General features: G+C 74.1%; 18 protein-coding genes. 14 read left to right on the top strand and 4 right to left on the bottom strand.

Features of this window, described 5'->3' with window-relative positions; genetic code table 11:
* Nucleotides 1-31: 31 nt before the first annotated feature.
* The gene (locus tag OG580_RS33045; protein WP_267047325.1) at nt 32-739 is read right to left on the bottom strand and encodes a TetR/AcrR family transcriptional regulator; all 708 of its coding nucleotides are present in this window, start codon (nt 737-739) and stop codon (nt 32-34) included.
* 95 nt (nt 740-834) lie between these two features.
* Between OG580_RS33045 and OG580_RS33040 the strand changes: the two genes are divergently transcribed.
* Nucleotides 835-2,469, top strand: coding sequence for an amidohydrolase (locus tag OG580_RS33040; protein ID WP_267047324.1), 1,635 nt, complete (start codon nt 835-837; stop codon nt 2,467-2,469).
* Nucleotides 2,470-2,493: 24 nt separating this feature from the next.
* Here OG580_RS33040 and OG580_RS33035 read toward each other — a convergent pair whose 3' ends face one another.
* Entirely contained in the window at nt 2,494-3,555 is a 1,062-nt protein-coding gene (locus OG580_RS33035) for a LacI family DNA-binding transcriptional regulator (RefSeq protein WP_267047323.1), read from the bottom strand.
* A gap of 131 nt (nt 3,556-3,686) precedes the next feature.
* On the opposite strand from OG580_RS33035, the gene OG580_RS33030 reads away from it, so the two are divergent.
* From OG580_RS33030 to OG580_RS33010, 5 genes are read left to right on the top strand one after another with little or no spacing between them, the layout of a single operon-like run.
* Complete coding sequence (locus OG580_RS33030) at nt 3,687-5,324, top strand: ABC transporter substrate-binding protein (protein ID WP_267047322.1); 1,638 nt, start codon at nt 3,687-3,689, stop codon at nt 5,322-5,324.
* Nucleotides 5,324-6,277: an ABC transporter permease gene (locus tag OG580_RS33025; RefSeq protein WP_267047321.1), complete on the top strand. Its 954-nt coding sequence runs from the start codon at nt 5,324-5,326 to the stop codon at nt 6,275-6,277. The genes OG580_RS33030 and OG580_RS33025 overlap by 1 nt, the downstream gene beginning before the upstream one ends.
* Nucleotides 6,274-7,143 carry an ABC transporter permease gene (locus tag OG580_RS33020; RefSeq protein ID WP_267047320.1) on the top strand — a complete coding sequence of 290 codons (870 nt, stop codon included), beginning with the start codon at nt 6,274-6,276 and terminating at the stop codon, nt 7,141-7,143. Before OG580_RS33025 ends, OG580_RS33020 begins: the two co-directional genes overlap by 4 nt.
* Nucleotides 7,144-7,148: 5 nt before the next feature.
* Nucleotides 7,149-8,135 (top strand): ABC transporter ATP-binding protein, encoded by a 987-nt coding sequence (locus OG580_RS33015; RefSeq protein ID WP_267047319.1) that lies wholly within the window; start codon nt 7,149-7,151, stop codon nt 8,133-8,135.
* Nucleotides 8,132-8,941, top strand: coding sequence for an ABC transporter ATP-binding protein (locus tag OG580_RS33010; protein ID WP_267047318.1), 810 nt, complete (start codon nt 8,132-8,134; stop codon nt 8,939-8,941). Before OG580_RS33015 ends, OG580_RS33010 begins: the two co-directional genes overlap by 4 nt.
* A gap of 21 nt (nt 8,942-8,962) precedes the next feature.
* Here OG580_RS33010 and OG580_RS33005 read toward each other — a convergent pair whose 3' ends face one another.
* Complete coding sequence (locus OG580_RS33005; RefSeq protein ID WP_267047317.1) at nt 8,963-10,651, bottom strand: dienelactone hydrolase family protein; 1,689 nt, start codon at nt 10,649-10,651, stop codon at nt 8,963-8,965.
* Between the two features lie 191 nt (nt 10,652-10,842).
* Here OG580_RS33005 and OG580_RS33000 point away from each other — a divergent pair, with 191 nt between their 5' ends.
* Together OG580_RS33000 and OG580_RS32995 are read left to right on the top strand one after the other, a co-directional pair.
* Complete coding sequence (locus OG580_RS33000; RefSeq protein ID WP_267047316.1) at nt 10,843-11,766, top strand: MerR family transcriptional regulator; 924 nt, start codon at nt 10,843-10,845, stop codon at nt 11,764-11,766.
* 187 nt (nt 11,767-11,953) lie between these two features.
* On the top strand, nt 11,954-12,799 hold the full coding sequence (locus OG580_RS32995; protein WP_267047315.1) for a VOC family protein: 846 nt from the start codon (nt 11,954-11,956) through the stop codon (nt 12,797-12,799).
* A gap of 135 nt (nt 12,800-12,934) precedes the next feature.
* Here the strand turns inward: OG580_RS32995 and OG580_RS32990 are convergent, their stop codons facing one another.
* Complete coding sequence (locus tag OG580_RS32990) at nt 12,935-14,458, bottom strand: MFS transporter (protein ID WP_267047314.1); 1,524 nt, start codon at nt 14,456-14,458, stop codon at nt 12,935-12,937.
* Between the two features lie 134 nt (nt 14,459-14,592).
* On the opposite strand from OG580_RS32990, the gene OG580_RS32985 reads away from it, so the two are divergent.
* The 6 genes from OG580_RS32985 (at nt 14,593) to OG580_RS32960 (ending at nt 23,686) form a co-directional block, all read left to right on the top strand.
* On the top strand, nt 14,593-15,060 hold the full coding sequence (locus OG580_RS32985) for a MarR family winged helix-turn-helix transcriptional regulator (RefSeq protein ID WP_267047313.1): 468 nt from the start codon (nt 14,593-14,595) through the stop codon (nt 15,058-15,060).
* A gap of 122 nt (nt 15,061-15,182) precedes the next feature.
* Nucleotides 15,183-16,556: a hypothetical protein gene (locus tag OG580_RS32980; protein WP_267047312.1), complete on the top strand. Its 1,374-nt coding sequence runs from the start codon at nt 15,183-15,185 to the stop codon at nt 16,554-16,556.
* A gap of 162 nt (nt 16,557-16,718) precedes the next feature.
* Nucleotides 16,719-17,717, top strand: a complete 999-nt coding sequence (locus OG580_RS32975; protein ID WP_267047311.1) for a hypothetical protein — start codon at nt 16,719-16,721, stop codon at nt 17,715-17,717.
* A 25-nt stretch (nt 17,718-17,742) separates the two neighbouring features.
* Entirely contained in the window at nt 17,743-20,457 is a 2,715-nt protein-coding gene (locus OG580_RS32970) for a D-alanyl-D-alanine carboxypeptidase family protein (protein WP_267047310.1), read from the top strand.
* Between the two features lie 2 nt (nt 20,458-20,459).
* The gene (locus OG580_RS32965) at nt 20,460-21,848 is read left to right on the top strand and encodes a hypothetical protein (protein WP_267047309.1); all 1,389 of its coding nucleotides are present in this window, start codon (nt 20,460-20,462) and stop codon (nt 21,846-21,848) included.
* Entirely contained in the window at nt 21,833-23,686 is a 1,854-nt protein-coding gene (locus tag OG580_RS32960) for a hypothetical protein (protein WP_267047308.1), read from the top strand. Before OG580_RS32965 ends, OG580_RS32960 begins: the two co-directional genes overlap by 16 nt.
* Nucleotides 23,687-23,693: the final 7 nt, after the last annotated feature.

Below are 23,693 nucleotides of genomic sequence, written 5' to 3'. Positions count from 1 at the left end.
GAGCACGTACCCGATCCCTCGGGACGCCCCCTCAGGGGGTGTCCCGAGGCCGGAGCGCCGCCACCGCGACGAGCATCAGCTCCAGGGCGAAGGGGTAGCCGCTGTCCCGCATGTCGGCGGCGAGGAGGGGGTAGGTGGCGGCGATGTTCGGATGGGTGTCCGCCGACAGTCGGCTGTAGACCGACTGCCAGACCTCCTCGTCCCCGTCCCGGGCGGCAGGCGGCAGGGCCTTCGCGGCGGCGTCCTGGGCGGCGAAGGCGAGGGCCTGGTCGACGAAGGCGTGGTAGATCCGCACGGCGAGGGGGTCGGGGAAGCCTCCGGAGCGGAGGATGCCGAGGATCCGCTCCACGGCGCGGGTCTCGTGCGGACGCCCTGTGGTCCGGTGCGCCGCGAGGACGGCGGCCTGTGGGTACGCAAGGTAACAGGAGTGGACCCGCAGGCCCATCGAGCGGAGGTCCGTCTGCCAGTCCCCCGTCGCCGTCCACCCCTCCTGGGCCCGGCCGATCAGCTCGTCGGCGAGCGCGAGGACGAGGGCGTCGGTGTTGCGGAAGTAGCGGTAGAGGGCGCTGGGGTCGGCGCCGAGGGCCGCGCCCAGGCGCCGTACCGACAGCGCTTCGGCGCCGTGCTGGGCGACCAGACGGAGCGCCGTGTCGACGATCAGCTGCTCCGAGAGCATGGCGCCCTGCTTGGTGGGGCGGCGGCGCTGTCGGCTTCCTTCGGGAACCACACGTTCGGACATGACCGGGACCTTACGTCAACGCTATTGACGTGTAAACGGCCTTGCCGCTTCCATAGCGCCCAACCACCTGCCGCCTCTCGTTCTGGAGCATTCGCATGGCCAAGGCCGATCTGGTCTTCACCCGCGGTCCCGTCTTCACGGTGGACCCGGCCCGTACCCGGGCGACCTCGCTCGCCGTCGTCGGCGACCGGATCGCGGCCGTCGGCCACGACGAGGTGCGCGAGCTCATCGGCCCGGACACCGAGGTCGTCGACCTCACGGGGAAGCTGCTGGTCCCGGGCTTCCAGGACTCCCACATCCACCCGGTGTTCGCCGGGGGGGAGCTGGCCCAGTGCGATCTGTCGGAGACGGTCGACGTCGCCGAGTACCTGCGTCTGGTCCGCGCCTACGCCGACGCGAACCCGGACCGCGAGTGGATCACCGGCGGCGGCTGGTCGATGGAGAGCTTCGACGGCGGACTGCCGACCCGGCAGCTGCTGGACTCGGTCGTCCCGGACCGCCCGGTCCTGTTGTCGAACCGTGACCACCACGGCTCCTGGGCCAACACGCGGGCGCTCGAACTGGCCGGCCTCACCGCCGACACCCCGGACCCCGCCGACGGCCGCATCGAGCGGGAGCCGGACGGCACCCCCAGCGGCATGCTGCAGGAGGGTGCCGCCGGCCTCGTCGGCCACCTGGTGCCCCCGAGCACCTTCGCCGACCGTCTCGCCGGGCTCTACCGCGCCCAGGCGCTGCTGCACTCCGTCGGGATCACCGGCTGGCAGGACGCGATGCTCGGTGAGTTCCACGGGCAGCCCGACCCCTCCGACGCCTACCTGACGGCCGCGCTCGACGGCACGCTCACCGCCCGGGTGACCGGCGCGCTCTGGTGGGACCGCGAGCGGGGCGCCGAGCAGATCCCCGAGCTGGTGGCGCGGCGCGAGAAGCTGAGGGCCGGCCGGTTCCGGGCGACCTCGGTGAAGATCATGCAGGACGGCGTCGCGGAGAACTTCACCGCCGCGATGACCACCCCGTACCTGGACGGCTGTGGCTGCGCCACCGCCAACTCCGGCCTGAGCTTCGTCGACCCCGACGCGCTGCGCGGCTACGTGACCGAGCTCGACGCCCTCGACTTCCAGGTCCACTTCCACGCCCTGGGCGACCGGGCCGTCCGGGAGGCGCTCGACGCGATCGAGGCCGCGATCGCCGCCAACGGACGCCGCGGCAACCGCCACCACCTCGCCCACCTCCAGGTGGTCCACCCCGACGACCTGGGCCGCTTCGCCGCGCTCGGCGCGCTCGCCAACATCCAGCCGCTGTGGGCGGCCCACGAGCCGCAGATGGACGAGCTGACCATCCCGTTCCTCGGTGCGGAGCGCGCGGCCTGGCAGTACCCCTTCGGGGACCTCGTCCGCGCCGGCGCCACGCTCGTCGCCGGCAGCGACTGGCCCGTCAGCAGCCCCGACCCGATCGCGGGCATCCACGTGGCCGTGAACCGCAGGGACCCGGAGTCCACCGGCGCGCCGGCCTTCTTCCCCGAGCAGTGCATCGACCTCCCGACCGCGCTGGCCGCCTACACCGCCGGCACCGCCCATGTGAACGGGCTCGACGACGCGGGCAGCCTGCGCGTCGGGAACCTGGCCGACCTCGTGGTCCTGGACCGCGACATCCTCACGGCCCCGCCGGAGGAGATCGGCCAGGCGAAGGTGGAGCGGACCTACGTCGGCGGCAAGCTCGTCCACACGGTCTGACCGGACAGGGGCCCCGGACACGCCCTAGCCGTGCGACCTCACCGAGGACGCGCGGACGTCGAGGCGGGTCGGGACGAGCGTCCCGGCCGGTTCGCGACTGCCGCGCTCCAGGACGTTCACCAGGTGGTCGATGCCCGCCTCCGCGATCGCCTCGGGCCGCAGGCTCAGGGTGGTCACGGGCGGCACGGTGTGCTCGGCGGTGGCGTCCTCGCTCACGCAGACGAGGAGCAGATCGCCGGGTACGTCGTAGCCGTGGCGGCGCGCCGCCTCCAGGACGAGGGGCGGGCTCGCCTCGGCGACGACGAGGAGCGCGTCCGGCCGGCCCCCACCGGCCGGATCCTCCACCAGGGCGGTCTCGACGGCGCGGATCACCGCTCCGTTGCCGTGTTCCCCGACCCGTACGGCCCGCTCCGGAAGGCCGTGCTCCGCGCACCACTCCCGGTGGGCGGCGAAGACCTCGGCGTGGAAGAGGGTGGTGCTGTCGGGCACGACGAGGACGGGCCTCCGGGCCCCCTGCTCCAGGAAGTGGTCCAGGACCGAGCGCACGGCGGCGTCCGTGTCGACGTCCACCCAGTACGCCCCGGGCCGCCCCTCCACGGAGCGGTCGCTGAACACGGGGATCCCCGCGGCGAGCAGGTCGTCGACGATCCGGTCGTCCGCGGCGGGGTCGGTGACGACCACGGCGTCGAGCGGCAGGTCGGCCCACTCGCTCTGCAGGGATCCGGTGGGCAGCAGGACCATGGCGTAGCCGCGTCGCAGCGCGGTCGACGCCGTGGCCCCGGTCAGCCTGGCGAAGTACGGCGACTCCAGGAAGACCCAGGGGGCGTCGGACAGTTCCCCGACCACGTATCCGATCAACTTGGCTCGCCCCGCGCGTAGTTGGCGCGCGGTGGCATTGGGCCGATAGCCCATTCTGCGAGCTGTCTCGCGGGCCTTCTCCCGTACGGCGGGAGAGAGCCTTCCGGTGTCGTTGAGAGCCGCCGAGACGGTCGTCTTCGACAGGCCCGCCTCGCGGGCGACGTCGACGAGGCGGACGCGCGGGGTGGGCGACGCGGGCTGCCCGCGGTGCCTTGATCCAGAGGTCATGGAGCGATGGTGCCACCCTCCTGACCTTTGCAAAACCGTTCCCGCAAGACCTTGTGCGGGAACGTTCCCGCATCAATACTCGCTCCATCCCCCCAGCGCCCGTCACTACACCCGTAAAGGGGTGGGTCTGCATGCGCATGTCGAGAACCATCGCGCTCCTCACCTGTACCGCCGCTCTCGCGGCCACGACCGCCGCCTGCTCCGGCGCCACGAAGCCGGGCGCCACGCCCAGCGGCGGCACCGGCTACCAGGTCACCCCGACCTCACCGCCGGCGAAGGGCACCCTCGACTCGTTCACCTGGTCGCTGTACGCCGAGCCGTACACGCTCGACTACGCCCTGGCGTACGACTACCCGCCGAACACGGTGCTGGCCAACGTGTGCGAGCAGCTCTTCCGCGTCACGCCCGACATGAAGATCGAGCCCGGTCTGGCCGTCTCGTACAAGCAGCCCGATCCGCGCACGCTGGTCTACACCCTGCGCTCCGGGGTGAAGTTCCACGACGGCACGACCATGACCGCCGACGACGTCGTGGCCTCCCTCAAGCGCCAGATGAACCCGGAGACCGGCTCCCCCTGGGGCTCGGTCTTCAAGAACGTCGACACCATCGAGAAGACCGGCCCGCTGGAGGTGACCCTCCGCCTCGGCAAGGCCGACGTCCTGCTGCACGAGCTGATGGCCGCCTCCCCCGGCACCATCGAGAGCGCCGCCTACCTGGCCAAGGCCGGCAAGGACTACGGCACCGCCAAGGGCGGCGTGAACTGCACCGGCCCGTTCTCCCTCGACAAGTGGGACCAGGGCTCCGGCATCACGCTCAAGAAGCACGCGGCCTACTGGGACCCGAAGCTCGCCCCGAAGTCCGAGTCCGTCAAGTTCACCTTCATCGAGGACCCGGCGGCCCGCACCAGCGCGTTCCTGTCCGGTACCGCCGACGGCGGCTACCTGGTGCCCTCGTCCTCGTTCGAGCAGCTGAAGGCCAGCGGCAAGGGCACGCTCCTCTTCGGCCCGAACACCGCCGCCGCGGACCTCGCCGTCCTCGACTTCCACGGCCCGCTCGGCAACATCAAGGTCCGCCAGGCCCTCTCCATGGCCCTGGACCGGAAGAACATCATCAAGGCCGCTGCCGGTGGCGTCGGCGTCCCCGCGAAGGCCCCCGCCGCCCGCGGTGCCTGGGCGCTGGCCCCCGAGAAGACCGCCTCGCTCTACGACACGCTGCCCGAGCCCGCGTACGACATCGCGGCCGCCAAGAAGCTCGTCCAGGAGGCCGGCGTCTCCGGGCGCACGATCACCCTGGTCACCAGCACCCTCGCACCCGAGATCAGCGTCGTCGCCAACGCCGTCCAGGCCGCGGGACGGCAGATCGGCCTCACCATCGAGCTGAAGTCGGTCGCCCCCGAGGCGTACAGCAACATCTTCGTCGACCCGAACGCGCGCACCGGACTCGACCTGGTCATCACCAACGGGTACGACAACACGCCCGACCCGCTGGAGTTCTACCAGTACCTCCGCACCGGGGACTTCGGGAACTACGGCAACTGGTCGAACGCCGAGTACGACGTCGCCTTCGACCGCGCCAACTCGGAGCCCGACCCGGCCAAGCGCGCCGAGAAGACCGCCGAGCTGCAGAAGATCGCGGTGCGCGAGCTCCCGATCATCCCCGTGTACGAGGCGCCCTACTCGGTCTTCCTCGGCAAGCGCATCACCGGTGCCCCCACCGGCATCGCCCAGCTGTACTACCCGTGGGCCGCGACGATCGGGGCCGCGAAGTAATGACCCGATACCTCGTCGGCCGGCTCCTCGGGCTGGTGGCGGTGCTGTTCGTGACCTCTCTCGTGGTCTTCGGCGCCATCCACCTGGCCCCCGGCGACCCGGTGACCTTCCTGCTCCACGGCCGCCCCGCGACGCCCGAGGCCGTGGCGGCCCTGCGCTCCCAGTACCACCTGGACGACCCGCTGGTCGTCCAGTACGCGAAGTGGCTCGGCGGCGTCCTCCAAGGCGACTTCGGGACCTCCGCGCAGTACCACCAGGACGTGACCGACCTCATCGCCTCCCGGCTGCCCAGCACGGCGCTGCTCGTCGCGTACGCGGCGCTGCTCGTCACCCTGATCGGTGTCGGGTCCGGCATCCTCGCCGCGCTGCGTCCCGGTCCGCTGGACCGGACGGTGCTCATCGGCACCGGCGTCGCCACGGCGACCCCGTCCTTCGTGACCGCCATCGCGCTCGTGTCGCTCTTCTCGGTGCAGCTGGGCTGGTTCCCCGGCCCCGGCGGCACCCCGGTGGGCTTCTCCCAGCAGATCTACCACCTGACCCTGCCGGCCTTCGCCCTGGCGCTGACCTTCGCGGGACTCCTCGCCCGGGTCACCCGCTCGGCGATGCTCGACGAGCTCGGTCGCGAGCACGTCGAGGTGGCCCGCGCCCGTGGCGTCGCCGGACGGACCGTGGTCCGCCGGCACGTCCTGCGCAACGCTCTCGGTCCCGTCGTCACCGTCGGCGGCACGATGCTCGCCGGCCTCCTCATCAGCACCTCGATCGTCGAGACCGCCTTCGACGTGCCCGGGCTCGGCTCCCTGCTCGTGTCGTCGGTGACGGCCCAGGACTTCGCCGTCGTCCAGGCGATCACCCTGCTCAGCGTGGCCGCCTTCGTCCTCGTGAACCTCGCGGTCGACCTGCTCGCGCCCCTCATCGACCCCCGGCTCTCGCTCCACGGGGAAGGCTCCTCATGACCACCACCACAACCCCGGTGCCGTACCGCAGGCCCGGCCTCCGCCGGCTGCGCGTCCTCGGCCAGGGCCCCCTCTTCACCGTCTCGGTCGGGGTGCTCGTCGCCCTCGTCCTGGTCGCCGTCTTCGCGCCGCTCCTCGCGCCGTACGACCCCGAGGCCGTCGACCTCTCGGCGAGCCTGGTCGGCACCAGCGCCGACCACCTCCTCGGCACGGACCAGTCCGGGCGGGACATCCTGTCCCGGCTCCTCTACGGCGCCCGCACCGGACTCCTGGGACCGCTGCTCGTCGTCGCCGTCTCCACCCTCCTCGGCACCCTGATCGGTGTCGTGGCGGCCTGGCGCGGCGGCTGGGCCGACACGCTCCTGTCCCGCTCGATGGACATGGTCTTCGCGATCCCCGGTCTGCTCCTCGCGATCCTGCTCGTGACCGTCGTCGGCTCCGGGATGACCGCGCCGGTGATCGCCATGGCGGTGGCGTACACCCCGTACGTCGGTCGTCTCGTCCGCGGCATCGCCCGCCAGGAGAAGGCCCGCCCGTACATCGAGGCGTACCGCGTGCAGGGCTGGTCCGGCTGGACCGTCTCCGTGCGCCACCTCCTGCCGAACATCGCCCCGACGGTCTTCGCCCAGTCCGCGATGAACTTCGGGTACGCCCTCATGGACCTGGCCGCGCTCTCCTTCCTCGGCTTCGGCGTGCAGCCGCCGACCGCCGACTGGGGCGCCATGATCAACGAAGGCCAGTCGGCCGTGCAGCAGGGGGCGATGCTGCCCGCCCTCGCGCCCTCCGCGTGCATCGTGCTCGCCGTGGTGGCGTTCGGCATCGTCGGCGAGGGACTCGCCGACCGGATCGCGAAGCGTGAGCGGTGAACGGCATGAAGGAACAGAGGGACACGACTCCCGTCCTGGAGATCGACGGGCTCGACGTCCGGCTCCCCGAGGGCCGCGCCGGCCGGCCGATCCTCGACGGGGTCAGCATCCGGGTGCGGCCCGGGGAGAGCGTCGGCCTGGTCGGCGAGTCCGGCTCCGGCAAGTCGGTGGCCTGCCGCAGCGTCCTCGGGCTGCTGCCCGGGGGCGCCCGCACCACCGGTGAGGTCCGGGTCGCCGGCCGGGACGTGCTCACCATGAACCGCACGGAGCTGGCCGCGCTGCGCGCCCGCCAGGTCTCGATGGTCTTCCAGGACCCGCGTGCCTCCGTGAACCCGCTGCGCCGCGTCGGCGACTTCCTCACGGAGGGGCTGCGCGCGGGCGGGACCCCGGCCGCCGCGGCCACCGCGCGGGCCCTGGAACTGCTCGAAGCGGTCGGCATCCGCGACCCGAAGGGCGCCCTGCGGCGCCGTCCGCACGAGTTCTCCGGCGGCATGCTCCAGCGCGTGGTCATCGCCGCGGCGCTCGCCTCCGAACCCGCGCTGCTCGTCGCCGACGAGCCGACCACCGCGCTGGACGTCACGACCCAGGCGGAGATCATCGGGATCCTCACCCGCCTCCGGGCCGAGCGCGGCACGGGCATGCTCTTCGTGACCCACGACCTCGAACTGGCCGCCGCCGTCTGCGACCGGGTGTACGTGATGTACGCGGGCCGGATCGTGGAGACGCACGGCACCGACGAGCTGTTCGACCGTCCGCGTCACCCGTACACGGCAGGGCTGCTCGCCTGCACGCCGGGCATCGAGCCCGGCTCGCCCGCGCCCCGGCCCATCCCGGGACGGCCCGTCTCCCTGGCCGAGACCCCGCCGGGCTGCGCCTTCGCCCCGCGCTGCGCCCACGCGGTGGCGCGCTGCTCCCAGGAGAAGCCGGCCCTCGCCCGGTACGGCGACGGACTCGCCGCCTGCCACCGCGCCGACGAAGGGATCATGCTGTGACCGTGTCGACAAAGGACGGCCTGGTCGTCGAGAACGGCCTGGTCGTCGAGGGTCTGCGGAAGCAGTACGGCGACCACACGGCCGTCGACGGCGTGTCCTTCACCCTGGCACCCGGGGCCTCCCTCGCGATCGTCGGGGAGTCCGGCAGCGGCAAGACCACCACGGTCCGGATGCTCGTCGGCCTGGAGCGCCCGGACGGCGGCACCGTCCGCCTGAACGGCCGGGACCGCTCCACGCGGCCCCGCGGCCGGGCGGAGCGGCTGGAGCGGGCCCGGGAGATCCAGATGGTCTTCCAGGATCCGTACCTGTCGCTCGACCCCCGGATCAGCGTGTCGGGCTGCCTCGACGAAGTGCTCCGCCTCCACACCGGTCTCGACGCGACCGCCCGTGCCACCCGGGTCTCCGAACTGCTCGACCAGGTCGGACTCGGCACCCGCGAGGCCTCGGCCCTCCCCCGCGGTCTCTCCGGCGGACAGCGGCAGCGCGTGGCAATCGCCCGCGCCCTCGCCGTGGAGCCCCGGGTCCTCGTCCTCGACGAGGCCGTCGCCGCGCTCGACGTGTCGATCCAGGCACAGATCCTCGAACTCCTCGCCGCGATCCGCCGCGACTCGGGCATCGGCTACCTGTTCGTCACCCACGACCTGGCCGTCGTCCGGCACATCGCGGACGAGGTGATGGTCCTCAAGTCGGGCCAGGTCGTGGAAGCGGGCACGACCTCACGGGTCCTGGACGCCCCGGAACACCCGTACACCCGGCTCCTCCTGGACTCGGTGCCCCGGCGCGGGGGGTTCCCGGCGGCACACTGACGATCTCGGGGGCAGTGCGGGTCAGCCCCCGAGATGCCCGAGGACCGACCGCGCGGCCCGTTCGACCGCCGCGCGGGACGCGTCCGTCGGGTCGACGAGTTCGAAGGCGTGGTGGCCCAGCGGCACGTCGACGATCTCCACCTCGGCGCCGCTCTCCGCTGCGGCGTCGAGGAACTCCCGGACCGTCGCGGTGAAGGCGGGATGTTCGAGCCCGGCGCGGGTGAGGACGATCGGCGGTCGGCCCGCCGAGGTCGAGGCCGCCGCCCTCACCGCGTCCACCGGTCGGAAGCGGGACTCCACCGCGCCCCAGCCGGGCAGCGGCGCGAGGGCCGGGTAGTTCGCCGCCACGCACCGCAGCCACGGCGGGGGCGCGGCGAGCCAGTCCGCCGCCAGCAGCCCGCCCGTGGAGAAGAACCAGAGCGCGATCCGGTCCCCGTCCACGCGCGGATCGGCCCGTACGGCCGCGACGGCCTCGGCCAGGTCCTCCGCCGCCCGCGGGTAGTCGGCGAGACCGTGCAGCCGGTGGTCCAGGGTCACCCCGACCGCGCCGAGGCCCGCCACGTACCGCCCGTATCCGAGGAAGAACGGCGTGTCCCGCGGAGTGGGCCGCTGGTCGGGGACGATCGGGCCGCCGTGGACGAAGACCACGGCCGGCCGGGGCCGGTCCGCCGGACCGTCGGCCTCCGGCAGGTGGAGGTCGATCCGTCCGTGCCGCTCGCGCGTGACCTCGGGTACGTCCAGGAGGAACGGCAGCAGGTGCGGAGGCGGCTCGTGCCGACCGCCCTGCTCGCGTCCGCTGCCCTGCGCCCCCTCGCTCCCCTGCTCTTGCCCGCTCCCCTGCTCTTGCCCGCTCCCCTGATCGTGTCCACTCCCCTGCTCGTGTCCGCTCCCCCGCTCCCGCCCGCTCCCCCGCTCGGGCAGGGCCACCCGGTGTCCCTCCCCGGCCGCAGCCCGGAGCAGTACCTCGGCCAGCTCCCCGGAGTCGGAGAGCATCGGCCAGTGCCCGGTGGCCAGTTCGAGGAAGCGCACCCCCGCGTCGGCGAGCGCCCGGAACTGCGGCGGGCCCGATTCCACCAGCATCTCGACCAGGTCGACGCTCGATCCGTCGGCGGTGCACAGGACGCCGGTGACGGGCAGTGCGGAGGCCGCGCCGGTGAGGCGGAGCGGCTGGGTGAGCGTGCCCGGGGGCTGGGGTGCGGAGAGCCGCTCCAGGCGTGCCAGCGCCTCGGCGGGGACGCCTTCGGTACTGCCCCAGCGCGGCCAGGTCCCCCGCGTCGGCGGCGGGATCGGCGCCTCGGCCGCGCCGGGCGGACCGGTCACGGGTTCCAGCCGGGCCCGGACCTCCGGGTCCGGTACGGCGCGTACGGCCGCCGCGCCGTCTTCCGGGAGGGCCGTGTCCAGAGCGACGATCCGGGCGGTCCGTCCCGGACGCCGGTCGGCCGCGCCGAGGACCGGGTGGAGGCCGTACCCATGGCCCACGAGCACGACCTCGGTCGCGGCGATCCCGTCGACCAGCCGCACCAGGTCCTCGATGTGCGTGTCCAGGTCGATGCCGTCCCCGGCCTCCGCGCCGCTGCCGTCGCGGCGCTCGCCCATCCCCGTGAGCGTCACGGGGTACGCCTGCGCCCCCGCCGCCCGGAGCCGGGTGGCCGTCTCCTCCCACACCCAGCCCCCGGTGAAGGGGCCCGACACCAGCACGAACGCCGTCATGATCGTCTCCTCGCGACTTCCCGGGCGATGGCCCGGGCGGCTTCCCGGGCGATGGCCCGGGCGTTGTCCCGCGGCCACGCTAGGAACTCCCCCTGAGGGAGGTTCAAGTCGGCCGCCGCGCGGGCCGCACCGACCGGGGATCCCGAAGGCGTGTGCGAGGGTGAGCGGATCCGCCGAGGGAGGTTCGACTCGTGTCGTCCGACGGACTGTTGAGCATCGGAGAGCTCGCCGAGCGCGCCGGCACCACCGTGAAGACCGTGCGCCACTACTCCGACCGGGGCCTGCTGCCCGAGGCCGGTCGCAGCTCCGGCGGACACCGCCGGTACGGCCCCGAGGCGCTCGACCGGCTGCGTCTCATCCGCTCCCTGCGGACGCTCGGCCTCCCCGTACCCGAGGTGGAGCGGGCCCTCGACCGTGACGACGCCCTGGAGGAGGTCGTCACCGGCCAGTTGCGGAAGGTGGGCTCCCAACTGGCCGCGCTGCGCTGGCGCGAGGCCTCCCTGACGCTGCTCCGGGACTGTTCCGCCGAGGAGCGCGCCGAGCGGCTGCGGCTCGTCGGCGCCGTGCCGGCGCCACCCGACACGGCCGCCCTGGTCCGGTTCTGGCGGCGGATCCTGCCGGCGCGGCTGCCGGGCCGGGTGGTGTCGACGGTCCTCGACTCCGTGGTGCCGGGGCTTCCCCGGGAGCCGAGCCCCGGGCAGGTACTGGCCTTCGCCCGGTTGCACGCGCTGGTCACGGATCCGCGCCTCGACCGCGTGGAGTTCCGGTCGGCGCCGCCGCTGCCGGCAGGCACGTACCGGCCCGAGGTGCTGTACGAGGAGCTGGCAGTGGCCTACGCGTCGGCCTCATCGGCGCAGCGGGCCGGTCTGGCCCCCGGGGACGGCGAGGCTCTGGACTGTTTCGTCTCCGCCTACGCCCAGGCGAGCGGGGTACCCGACACGCCCGCCTTCCGGCAGCGGCTGGTCGGGCTGCTCGCCCGGAGCGGCGGTCCCGTGATCCAGCGCTACTGGAAGCTCGCCGGCGGCCTCTTCGCCCCGGACGAGCCGGTCCTGGGCGCCCTCCACCATCATCTCTCCGTCGCCCTGCAGGCCCAGGTCACGGGGCGGACCGACTGAGCCGAGGAACGCCCCGCGTCAGGGGCGGAGCGGTCGGCGTCCTGTGCACCGGCCGATCGGCGGGTCGCACACTCGGGTGCGTGGTGATCGGCGGCACATGGGTGAACGCGCGCATGGTGGGCGGCCGGGCGGGGAAGGGGCGCGTGGCGGCATCGGGCGAACCGCCGCAGGATCGAGGACCGAGGAGATGGTGAGGGTGGCGGTGAGCGCGGAGGCAGTGGGCGCGCCGTGCTGGCTGAGTCTGGCCGCGCGGGATCTCGACGCGGCGGAGCGTTTCTACGGGGCGGTGCTGGGCTGGACGTTCCGCCGGGGCGCCCTCGGTGACGAGTACGCGGTGGGTGAGCGGGACGGGGTGCCGGTGGCCGGGATCGCGGCGGTGGCCGCCGAGTTGGCGGTGCCGGTGGCCTGGACGCCGTTCTTCGCCGTGGACGACGCCGACGCGGCGGTGGCGCGGATCCGGGAGCGTGGCGGCACGGTCGGCGTGGGGCCGGTCTCCTTCCCGCCCCGGGGGCGGGCGGCGCTCGCGACGGACCGGGAGGGCGCGGCGTTCGCCGTGTGGGAGGGGCGGTTGATCTCGCGTTGGCGCATGGACGAGCGGACGGCGCCGGCCTGGCTGGAGCTGCACACGCGGGACGCGTTCGACGCGGCCGTGTTCTACGGCGGGGTGCTCGGCTGGGCGGACGGGAGCCCGGGGTGCTGCGAGGTCTCGTACGAGGAGGAGCAGGTGGTGCTGCGCTGGAACGGCGAGGCCGTCGCCCGCCTGAACAGCGGCCCGGTCGAGTCCGCCTCGACCCGGCCTCAGCTGCGTCCGCGCTGGCTCGTACGGTTCCGGGTGCCGGATCTGCAGGAGGCGACGGCGGCGGTCGAGAAGCACGGCGGTTCGGTCGTGCCGGGCGGCGAGTGGGGCGGGGTGCGCGCTCCCGGCGGCGCCGACCGGCATCGCACGGTCGTACGGGATCCGGACGGCGCGCTGTTCACGCTGGAGACGGTGACGGACGAGGACACGCTCCAGGGGCCCGACGGTCTCGGCTGAGAGACGGTCGGGCCCTGGCGACGGGGTCGGACGGCGGGTTCGGACGGCGGACCGGTCGGTGTCGAGACCGGGAGTCGGTGTCGACCGGGAGGTCGCCGCCACTGCTGTGGATTCGCCGCGCGGCTTCGGTACGGGCTACCGCAGGGCGGCGCGCGGGCCGGCGTCGACGTCGGAGGCGGCTTCGGAGGCGGAGGCGGCCCGGGCCTGGTCGTCGGCGTCGGCGGTGGTCGCCGCCGCGGTGCGGGACGTGTCGTCCGCGCCGCTCGCGGCGGCCTTCGCGGGGATGAGCGCGGCGACGACCGCGGCCAGGAGGCCGACTCCGGCACCGATCGTCATCGCGGCACGGAAGCCGTCCTCGGAGGGCAGGACGTACCCGCCGAGCGTCGTGGTCATCTGGGCGAGGACGACGCCGATGACGGCGGCCGAGACGGAGGTGCCGATGGACCGCATCAAGGTGTTGAAGCTGTTGGCGGAGGCGGTCTCCTCCTGCGGCACCGCGCCCATGATGAGCGAGGGCATCGCCCCGTAGGCGAGCCCGACGCCGGTGTTGCAGATGAGGGTGACGACGAACAGGCCCCAGGTGGAGCCCATCAGCGCGAGGGAGGAGGCGTGTCCCGCGGCGATGACGAGGGCGCCGACGGAGAGCGTGACCTTGGGGCCGCGGGCGGCGGACAGCTTGGCGCCGAGCGGGGCCAGGACCATCATCATCAGGCCCGCGGGGGCCATCCAGAGGCCCATGGCCATCATCGACTGGCCGAGGCCGTAGCCGGTGGCCTCGGGCAGCTGGAGCAGCTGCGGAATGACCAGGGCCGGGGCGTACATGGCGAAGCCGACGAGGATCGAGGCCGCGTTCGTCATGAGGACGACGGGGCGGGCGGTGACCCTCAGGTCGACGAGCGGGTCGCGGGTCCGCAGTTCCCAGGCACCCCAGCCGAGCAGGACGACGGCGGAGCCGGCGAGGAGCCCGAGGGTGGTGCCGCTGCCCCAGCCCCAGGTCGCGCCCTTGGACACGGCGAGCAGCAGGGCGACGAGGCCGACGCCGAGGCCGAGGGCGCCCGGCACGTCGAAGCGGCCGGGGGCGGGGTTGCGGGCTCCGGCGGGCACGACGCGCCAGATCAGGAGGCCGACCACGGCGCTGAGGGCGGCGGCGACCCAGAAGAGCACGCGCCAGCTCGCGTTCTCGGCGACGGCGGCGGAGAAGGGCAGGCCGAGGGCGCCGCCGACGCCCATGGAGGCGCTCATCAGGGCGATGGAGGCGCCCAGCTTCTCGGGCGGCAGGACGTCCCGGAGGAGGCTGATGCCGACGGGGACGACGCCCATGCCGAGGCCCTGGAGGCCGCGGCCGACGATCATCGGAACGACGGAGGGGGCGAGCGCGCAGACGACGGATCCGGCGATCAGCGGAACGAAGGAGGCGAGGAGGACCCGGCGCTTGCCCAGGGTGTCGCCGAGGCGGCCGGCGACGGGGGTGGCGACGGCGGCGGCGAGCAGGGTGGCCGTGATCACCCAGGAGGCGTTGGACGGGGCGGTGTCGAGGAGCTTCGGCAGGTCGCCGATGAGCGGCACCACCAGGGTCTGCATGAGTGCGGCCACGATGCCCGCGAGGGCGAGGACGCCGACGACGCCTCCGGTGCGGGCGTCGGGCTTGGAGCCGTCCACGAGTTCTCCTAGGTCTTTCCGGTCGTTCCGGTGGTTCCGGTCGTTCCGTGATTCTTGTGCATCATGCACATCTCTTGCGCCATACACAAGCCGTGTATGATGCATGGAGCGATGCCGCGAGAGAGAATGCCCCCATGGACAAGCCCGTGGACAAGCCCACTCATCTGGTCGAGTTCGAGACCATGCTGCTCGGCCGGCACGCCCACCTGTACGCGCCCCGCTCCCGGGCCGCCGGCGGCCAGCTCGACCGCAGCGCGTACGTCCTGCTGAGCCGCATCCGCATGCACGGGCCGATGTCCATCGGCCAGCTCAGCGAGGCCTTCGGCCTCGACGCCTCCACGCTCAACCGGCAGACCGCCGCGATGCTCCGCGCCGGGGTCGTCGAGCGCATCCCCGACCCCGACGGCGGCATCGCCCGCAAGTTCCGCATCACGGCGGAGGGCGAGCACCGCCTCGACGCCGACCGCGCCTCGAACATCGAGGGCCTGGAACGGGTCATGGAGCACTGGGCACCGGAGGACGTGACCCGCTTCGCCGGTCTGCTCGAACGCTTCAACCGGGACATCGAGCGCCTGGAGGGCCGCCCCTGGCCCCGTCCCTGACACGGACGCACGCCGTACGCCCGTTTGACACCTCCTGGGCACGGGCGGACGGTGGGATGCGGGAGGGGGCTCGGGGAACTGAGGGGTGGTCGTACTCCCGGGGCGAGGGAGATGAGAGCCGGATGGCTGCCGGGATGGAGTTCGCACCGACACCGGCCATGGCTCTGCACGCCTCCCCGGCACTGGTGGCCTTCGCCGCCTTCCTCCAGCTCCCGTCCCTCGACCTGGACGCCCGGGTCGCGCAGGAGCTCGCGGAGAACCCCGCGCTCGAAGAGGACCCGGACCCGGCACCCTGCCCCCTGTGCGGCGCGGCCCCGGCCCCCTGTCCCTGTCTCACGTGGGGCGGCCCCGCACCGGAGCGCCCCCGCACCGGGCCGGCTCCCGAACCGCGCGCCGAGGACCGGGCCGCCTGGCTCCTCGCCGACGTCAGGGCCGCGCTGCCCGCCGCGGACGCCCCCCTGGCCGGGTATCTCGTCGGCAGCCTCGGCCCGCGCGGACGGCTGGACGGGACCGTCGAGGAGATCGCCGCCGACCTCGGCGTCGAGCCCGGCCGGGTCCGACGGGTCCTGGACGCCCTGCGCGCGGCCGCGCCGCCCGGTACCGGCGCCCGGGACCTGCGCGAGTGCCTCCTGCTCCAACTGGACCGGTGGGAGGAGGTGCACGGGACCCGGGAGCCGCTCGTCCGGGCCGTGCTCGCCCACCACCTGGACGCGCTGGCCGACGAGGAGCACTCCGCCGGGGCCGCGGCGGCGCTCGGGGTGCCGGAGGACGCGATCCGCCGGGTGGGGACGTTCGTACGGTCGGAGCTGCGCCCCTCCGCAGCCCTCGATCAGGCACCACCACCGGCCGGTGCCTGCACGCCCCCCGACCTGGTGATCACCCGGCACCCGCAGGACCCGGACCGCTACGCCGTCACCCTCCTCGAACCCCTGCGACTGCGGCTCACCGTCAGCCCCGCCTACCTCGCCTGCCTCTCCGACCCCCCTCCGCCGGCCCACGGTGACGGCCGGGACGGCGAGCGGCAGGCACGGCTCCAGGTAGCCCGCGCACGCGAGTTCCTCTCCCGGCTCGACCGGCGCTGGAGCACGCTGCACCGGGTCGCGGAGTACGTCGTCGACACGCAGCGGCCCTTCCTCGACCAGGGCCCCGCGCAGCTGCGGCCGCTGTGCCGGCGCGAGGTCGCCGAGGCGCTCGGCCTGCACGAGTCGACCGTCTCCCGGGCGGTCGCGGGACGCGTCGCGCTGCTGCCCTGCCGCCGGACGATGCCGCTCGCCGGGTTCTTCGCCCCGGCGACCGGCGTCCGGACGGTCCTGCGCGACCTCGTCGAGCACGAGTCGCTGCCGCTCTCCGACGCCGAACTCGCCGGCCTCCTCGCCGAACGGGGCTTCCCCGTCGCCCGGCGCACCGTCGCCAAGTACCGCACGGGGCTGGGCATCGCCCCCCGCGCCCGCAGGGCAGCCGCCGTCGACGCGACCGCCGCGCGGGGCGCCGCCTGATACCCGTCCGCCCCGGCGGACCACCCACCGAAGCTCCCTTCGTCGCCGTCCGCCCCGCGCGACGAAGGGAGCTTCGGCATCCGTACCGGTTCCCCGGTGTCCGCGGCCTCCGCCCCCTGGCACGCGACTTGCAGGAGAGAGGAGTGAACCGAGGAGGCCGCTATGCACGACATGGATCGCACACAGCTCGAGTTCGGCCACGGGGCCGACGGCGTTACGGCCGGCGAGGCGTACGGCGGGTACGCACCGGAGTTCGAGGACGCGGCCGCGTACGCCGGCGAGGGGATCGGCGAGGAGGTCGGCTGGGGCGGTGCGGAGGCCGAGGGCTCCCTCGACGAGATCCAGGAGATGGAGCTCGCCGGCGAACTCCTGGAGGTCACCGACGAGGCCGAGATGGAGCAGTTCCTCGGCAAGCTCGTCCGCGCCGCGGCGCCGCTCCTGCGGGGCGGTCCCGGAAAGGCCCTCCAGGGCCTGCTGCGCGGAGCCGCCCGGCAGTTCCTGCCGGTGCTCGGCTCGGCCGCCGGCAACCTCCTCGTCCCCGGCCTCGGCGGCGTGGTCGGGGCGCAGCTGGCCTCCAAGGCGGGGAGCCTCCTCGGTCTGGAGGTCGAGGGGCTCAGCCGGGAGGACCAGGAGTTCGAGGCGGCCCGCCAGTTCGTCCGCTTCGCCGCCGACGCCGCGCGGAGCGCCGCCGGGTCCGAGGGTGAGGGGGAGGCCGGTGCCGCGTACGAGACGGAGTTCGGCGCCGCGTACGAAGGCGGCTTCGAGGCCGGTCCCGGCGGCGCGTACGAGGCGGAGACGGAGCTCGCGGGCGAGTTCGGGGACGGGGCCGCCGAGTTCGCCTTGGAGGGCGACTTCGAAGGCGACTTCGAGGGCGATTTCGAGGGCGATTTCGAGGGCTCCTCCACGGACGAGTACGAGGACGCGTACGAGTACGAGGGCGAGGGCGAGGAGGCGTACGAGGGCGAGGCCGAGCTGGACGCCGGTGCGGCGCGGGCCGCCGTGCTGAGTGCCGCCCAGCGGTACGCCCCCGGGCTCGTCCCGCTCGTCTCCGGCGCCGCCGGATCCGTACCCGGCCTGGCGGGTCCCCCGGCCCACGGCGGGCGCCGGGCCAGCGGCCGGTGGGTCAGGCGCGGCCGGACGATCGTCCTGATCGGCCTCTGAACCGGCACCCGAAGGGAGAGCGGCCATGAGCACGTACGAGTGCGAGTGCGGCGGCGGACACCACCGGCCCGCCGCGGAACCGGGACGCGCCGGCGGTGCGGGTGCCGAACTGGGAGAGTTCACGGCGGAGACGGGACTGCTCGGCGACGAGTACGGCAGCCCGCTGAGCGAGGCGGAGGAGCGCGCGCTCGCGACGGAACTGCTCGGCGTCACCGACGAACGGGAGCTGGAGGCCTTCCTCGGCTCATTCCTCGCCCCGATCGCACGGCGTGACGGCGGCTTCCTCAGCTCCGCGGCCGGTGAGACCCTCGGCGGCGTCCTCAAGAACGTCGCCAGGACCGCGCTCCCGCTCCTTCCGCCGGGGGCGGGGCCGGGGACGGGAACCGGCGCGACCGGTCCGGGAGAGAGGACCGTGCAGCGGGTGGCGATGCTCCGGCGCCACGCGGGGACCCCGCCCGATCTGTTCCTCCGCTGGAACGCGATGGACCGGCCGTCCCGGATCGACGTCGTGGTCCATCTCCACGGATTCTCGCCGAGCGGACGGCACATGAGGCTGCCGGGGAACACGGCGAAGGTCAGCGGGCTCGACCTCGGCGGGCCCCCGTCCACCGGCCGGCCCGGCCGCACCACCCCCACCCTCCTCGTGCTGCCCCGCGGGCACTGGTTCGGCGGCCGGTCGGGCCGCGGCTACACCCACCCCGCGCTGGAGCGCCCCGGAGCCGTACGGCGGCTGGCGAACCAGGCCCTGGCACTGTTCGCGGCCACGACGGGCGTACGCGCCCCGCTCGGCCGGCTCGTCCTCACGGCTCACTCCGGCGGCGGCGCCTCGCTGATGCGTCTCGTACAGGAGACCGACCCGGACGAGGTGCACACCTTCGACGCGTTGTACGGGGACCCCGGGCCGCTCATCGCCTGGGCACGACAGCGGATCGCCCGGGGAACGGGCGCGCTCCGCGTGCTCTACCGGCCGTACGAGCCGACCGCGCGCCACAGCGAGCAGGTGGCCGCCGCCCTGGCGTCCACGGCCTCTCCCCGCTTCCGTGTGGAGTGGACGACCGCACCGCACATGGACATCCCCCGGCTGTACGGGCCGCCGCTGCTCACCGACGTGGCCGCCGACCTGCCGGGCGCGGCCCTGGCCCCGGCTCCCCCGCGCCCCCTGAGGAAGCGCCGCTCCCCCGCCGTACGGGAGCTGGCGGAGGAAGGGGCCGACGAGCCGGAGTCCGAGACCGGCAGCGGTGGCGGTGGCGGTGGCGGGTGGAGCGGGACGCCCGATCAACTCGCCTTCCGGCAGCGGGTCCTCGACGCGCATCTGGCCCGTACGCGGGCTCGGAAGGGCAAGCCCGGCCGGGACCTGGCGCCGGAAGAACTGACCAGCGTCCCCGGCACCTCGATCGCCATGCGGTCCGACGCCGCCGAGGCGGCCGGCCGGCTGCTCGCCGCGGCCCGCCGGGCGCTCGCCGCCGCCCAGACCACCGGGCAGGAGGACGCCGCCCGGACCGTGCGGCTCACGGGAGGCAGCGGCTACCGGGGCCGTGCCCACCAACAGCGCCTGTGGCTCGGCTACTTCAGGCGGTACTACAGCCAGAGCGCCGATGCCCGCGCCGGGCTGCCGGGCGGTCCGCACGGCGACGCGGCCGTCCGGTACATGCTGGACGTCTTCGGTATCCCCTCGCGGATCGCCGCCCCCGGCTACAGCAACCACCAGAACGGCATCGCCATCGACTTCCTCCAGATGCGCGGGCGCGGCCAGGCGATCGCCAACAGCACCGGGGCGCGAGCGGTGGCCCGCTGGCGCGCGACCTGGTTCTTCGGCTGGTTGACGACCCACGCGCACCGGTTCGGCTTCGTGCCGTACGCCAAGGAGCCCTGGCACTGGATCTACCGGGGGTCCGGCGCCGCCCCCTCGGTCTCCTCGGGCTCCCCTGGCCGGACGGAACCCCGGCCGCGCCCGTACCTGGAGAACCCGGCCGCGGGCGAGCTGTTCGGGGTGGACACCGAGCTCCTGGGCCCGCAGGAGGGCGAGTTCGAGATCGCGCGCCGGTTCGTCCGGCTCTCGGCGGCGGCCGCGCGGAACGCGGCGATGGCGCCGCGCGACCGGTACCGCCACTACCGGCCGTACCGGGGCAGGGCGGGTGACCGCGCGGTCGGCCGGGCCGCCGTCTTCGCCGCCGCGCGGCGCCACGCGCCCGGGCTGTACCGCTCGTTCCCGCGGTACGCGCGCCCGGCACCGTGGTACTGGCCGCGGCCGGTGAGGGCCGTCCGACGGCCCTGGCGCGGCCGCCCGAGCAACGCCTGGCCCACGCCCCCGCCGTACGCGCCGGCGCCGTACGCCCCCGAGCGGTACCCCGCGTACCGGCCGCCGTTCCAGGAGCCGGAGCCGGACCCGTACGCACCGGCGTCGACCCCGCCCGCGCCGTACGAACCCACCCCGTACGCCCCGGAACCGGCAGCCGGTGACCCGGCCGAACCGTCCTCGTCGCCGTCGACCGCGGCGGAACCGGCGGCCGACGAGCCGACGGCCGGCGCCCCGACCGACACGCCCCCGACCGAACCGTCCGCCGGCCCCTCCACCACCCCGTCCGCAGCCCCGTCCGGAGGACCGTCCGCAGCCCCGTCCGGAGGACCGTCCGCGGCCCTGTCCGGCGGGCCGTCCGGCGCCGAGGTGGCCACCGCCCACGGGCGGAGCACCGGCACCTGGGTGCGCCGGGGCAACCGGGTCATGATCCTGGAGGCCTGACCATGCACGGGACGTCGTCGACCGCCCGTCGGCTGCTCGTCGGCGAGGCGCGGGCGCTGCTCACCCGGCTCGACCGGGTCCAGCCCTTCGCCGTGCGCGAGACGATGCTGCCCGCCGCGGCGCTCTCCCCGGCCGCCCAGATCGGGATCGAGCGGACCCTGGTGGCCGGCCGGCGTGAGCTCAGGGGCCGGATCCACGCGTACCTCGCCTGGCTCGGCGGCGAGGGGGCGGAGGCGACACCGGCGGAGATGCAGCGCAGGTTCACCGCGCTGCGGTGGCGGTTCAACGACGTCCTCGGTCAGTTCGACCTCTTCCAGCAGACGATCACCCAGCGCAGCGAGCACGAGATCGGACTGTGGCTCTCCGGGATGGACGTGGCGGCGGCCGACGCGCTCGCCGTACCGGCCCGCCCCTTCGACCCGCCGCCCGTCGTCTGCTACCTGGACCGGGGCCCCGGCGCGGCGATCCGCCGCGCCAAGACCCGTCTCCCGGGCGGCGGTTCGAGCCCGGTCGCGATCGTGCGCGTACCGCGTGAGCGGATGGTCGGCGGGTACGGACTCAGCGCCTCCCTCTGCCACGAGGTGGGCCACCAGGGGGCGGCCCTCCTCGGGCTCGTCCCCGCGCTGCAGGCCGCTCTCCGCGCGCGGGCGGCGGGCTCCGGCGGCCGACTCCCGCTGCCCTGGGCGCTGTTCCACCGGTGGATGCCGGAGATCGTCGCCGACCTCTGGGCGATCGGGAGGCTCGGTGTGACGGCCACGCTGGGACTGATCGGTGTGATCAGCCTCCCCCGGCGCTTCGTCTTCCGCGTCGACCCCTTCGACACTCACCCGTTCCCGTGGATCAGGGTCCATCTCGGCGTCGCGATCGGCGAGTTGCTCCATCCTGACCCGCAGTGGCGGCGGCTCGGCGCGCTGTGGTCCGCGCTGTACCCCACCGAGGGGCTGGACCCGGCGGGGCGTGCGCTGCTCGGCTCGCTGACGTCGACGGCGCCCGACCTGGCCGAGCTGCTCGTCACCCATCGTCCCTACGGGCGGCGGGACCTGACGCCGGATCGGCTCTTCCGGCCGGCCGAGCGCTCGCCGCTCCGGCTCGTCTCGCTGTACGAGGCCGCGCGGCGGCGGCCCGAGCTGCTCGACCGGGCCGCTCCGACCGTCGCGCTCGCGGCCCTGGGCCAGGCCCGGGCGGCCGGGCTCGTCTCCCCCGAGGCGGAGAGCCGCCGCATGGAGGGGCTGCTGCGGGGCTGGGCCCTGCGCAGCACGCTCGCCACGACGGCGGCCTGCGCCCGTCCGTTCTCGCCGGCCGTCCGGCCGGCCATCCCCTGGAAGTCCGCCCCCGCGGGCGGCGGTCTTCTTCGCACCATGCCCGAGGAGGAGTCATGGGCACACCGCTGACACCGCGCTCGCCGCTCCAGGTCACGCTCACCGCCACACCGAACGAGGTGACGCGGGGCGAGAGCGTGCGGCTGCGGGCCGACACCACGGAGAAGGGAGCGACCTACGCCTGGAACGTCTCGGGCGGCTCCCTCGCCCGCTGGTCGGCCAAGGACGCCGTGGTCGTCTGGGACACGAGCGGAGCCGAACCGGGCGTGGAGAGCGCCACGGTGACGGTCACCGACCGCCACGGACGCACCAGCACGCAGATCGCCGACGTCCGCGTCCGGATCCCCGTGATCGACGGGCAGCGCACCTCGCTCTCCGTGCACCTGGAGCCCGCCGGGGTGACCAGGACCAACAGCCAGGCGCTGTGGACCGCGATCCGCAACAGCAGCGACTCCCTGGGCTTCGGCGAGTACCAGGACTTCATCGACCTGGTGCTGTGCCGGTCCTCCCGGGGACTCGACCGGGAGACCCGGCAGCTGCGGGCCGAGGGGCGCGCCGAGCTCAAGGCCGTACGCAAGGGCAGCGCCCTGCCGTACCCGGACGTGGACGCGTACTGGCTCCTGAAGACCGCGACCGAGGCCTTCATGCGGCTGCGCTGCGGCATCCTCGTCGACCCGGGGCAGCCCGGTGAGCCCTTCGAGGGCCTCGACCTCCTGCAGGAGCAACACCGCTACCAGGACGGGCCGGTGACGCAGGACGAGATCGAGGCCATGTGGAAGGCCTTCATCGAGCCGATCCCGCAGGACCCCAACTTCTACGCCCTGCCGTACTTCGCCCGGATCCTGGACGGGCTGCGGGACGTGCAGGTGCGCGGGGCGAACAGGCTGGGCTTCCCGTGCGACGCGATCCTCCGGTACAAGCTCACCCACCCCTGCCTCATCGAACTCCTGTGGAACTACTGGGAGGAGGAGAGCCTCCTCGTCCAGTCGATGATCGAGATCAGCCGCCGCTTCCAGAACATGCGGCGCGCGGTGGAGCCCGACCCGCTCGCCCATCTGGAGATCGCCCCGCTGCTGCCGCTCGCCAACCTGCTGTGGGGGTACATCCAGGACGACCAGCACCGACTGTCGGTCGCGCGCCGGGCGTACGAGTACGACCACCACTACGGGATCACCCTGATCGGCAGGGCCGTGCCGCGGCTGCGCGGGGCCGACAGCCGGTCCAAGTTCCTGGAGGCGTTCCACAGCCTGCTGAAGCTGTGCACGACCTTCTTCACGCAGGCCGACGACATGACCGTCACGCCCGACGGATTCCCGGTCCTGAACGGGCTCAAGGAGGTCCATCTGCTGCTCACCGAGGGCCAGCACAACCAGTACGGCGATCTGCCGTGGACGGCCCGCCAGGAGATGCTCATGCAGCAGTGGCTGCTGGCCAGGCCGGAGATGCGGAGCTTCCTGCCGGCGCGCGCGATGGTGGCGTACCCGGAGCCGTGGATGGGCACGGTGGACGTGATGAAGAGGCTGCAGGGCTGGACGGACACGCCCACGCTGCACTTCCACAACCTCGCGTCCTTCGGCGAACGCATCCTGCTCTCCATCCGGTTCGGTGACTGGAACTCGGTCATCGAGCGGGACGAGGCCGCGAACTGGGCCCGATACTGGCGGGCGGAGATCCAGGGCTACATCCACGCCTACCGCGCCGCGACGGGCGTCGACCTCACCTCGGACCGGCTGGACGTCACGATGCCGGCCGTCCATCTGCGGCGGCGCACCGCGCAGCAGGCCACGCGGGCCGGGCGCGGGCGCGCGGCGCTCGGCCGAAGCGCCGGGGCCGGGGCCGGAAGCGGTGCCGTCGCCGGGATGGCGGGCCGCCGGCTGCGGCAGGCGCCGCCTTCGGGCCGGCCGTACTGAACGGCCG

Source organism: Streptomyces sp. NBC_00094 (genome assembly GCF_026343125.1).
Classification (GTDB): Bacteria; Actinomycetota; Actinomycetes; order Streptomycetales; family Streptomycetaceae; genus Streptomyces.
This window is presented reverse-complemented; position numbering and strand designations above follow the sequence as displayed.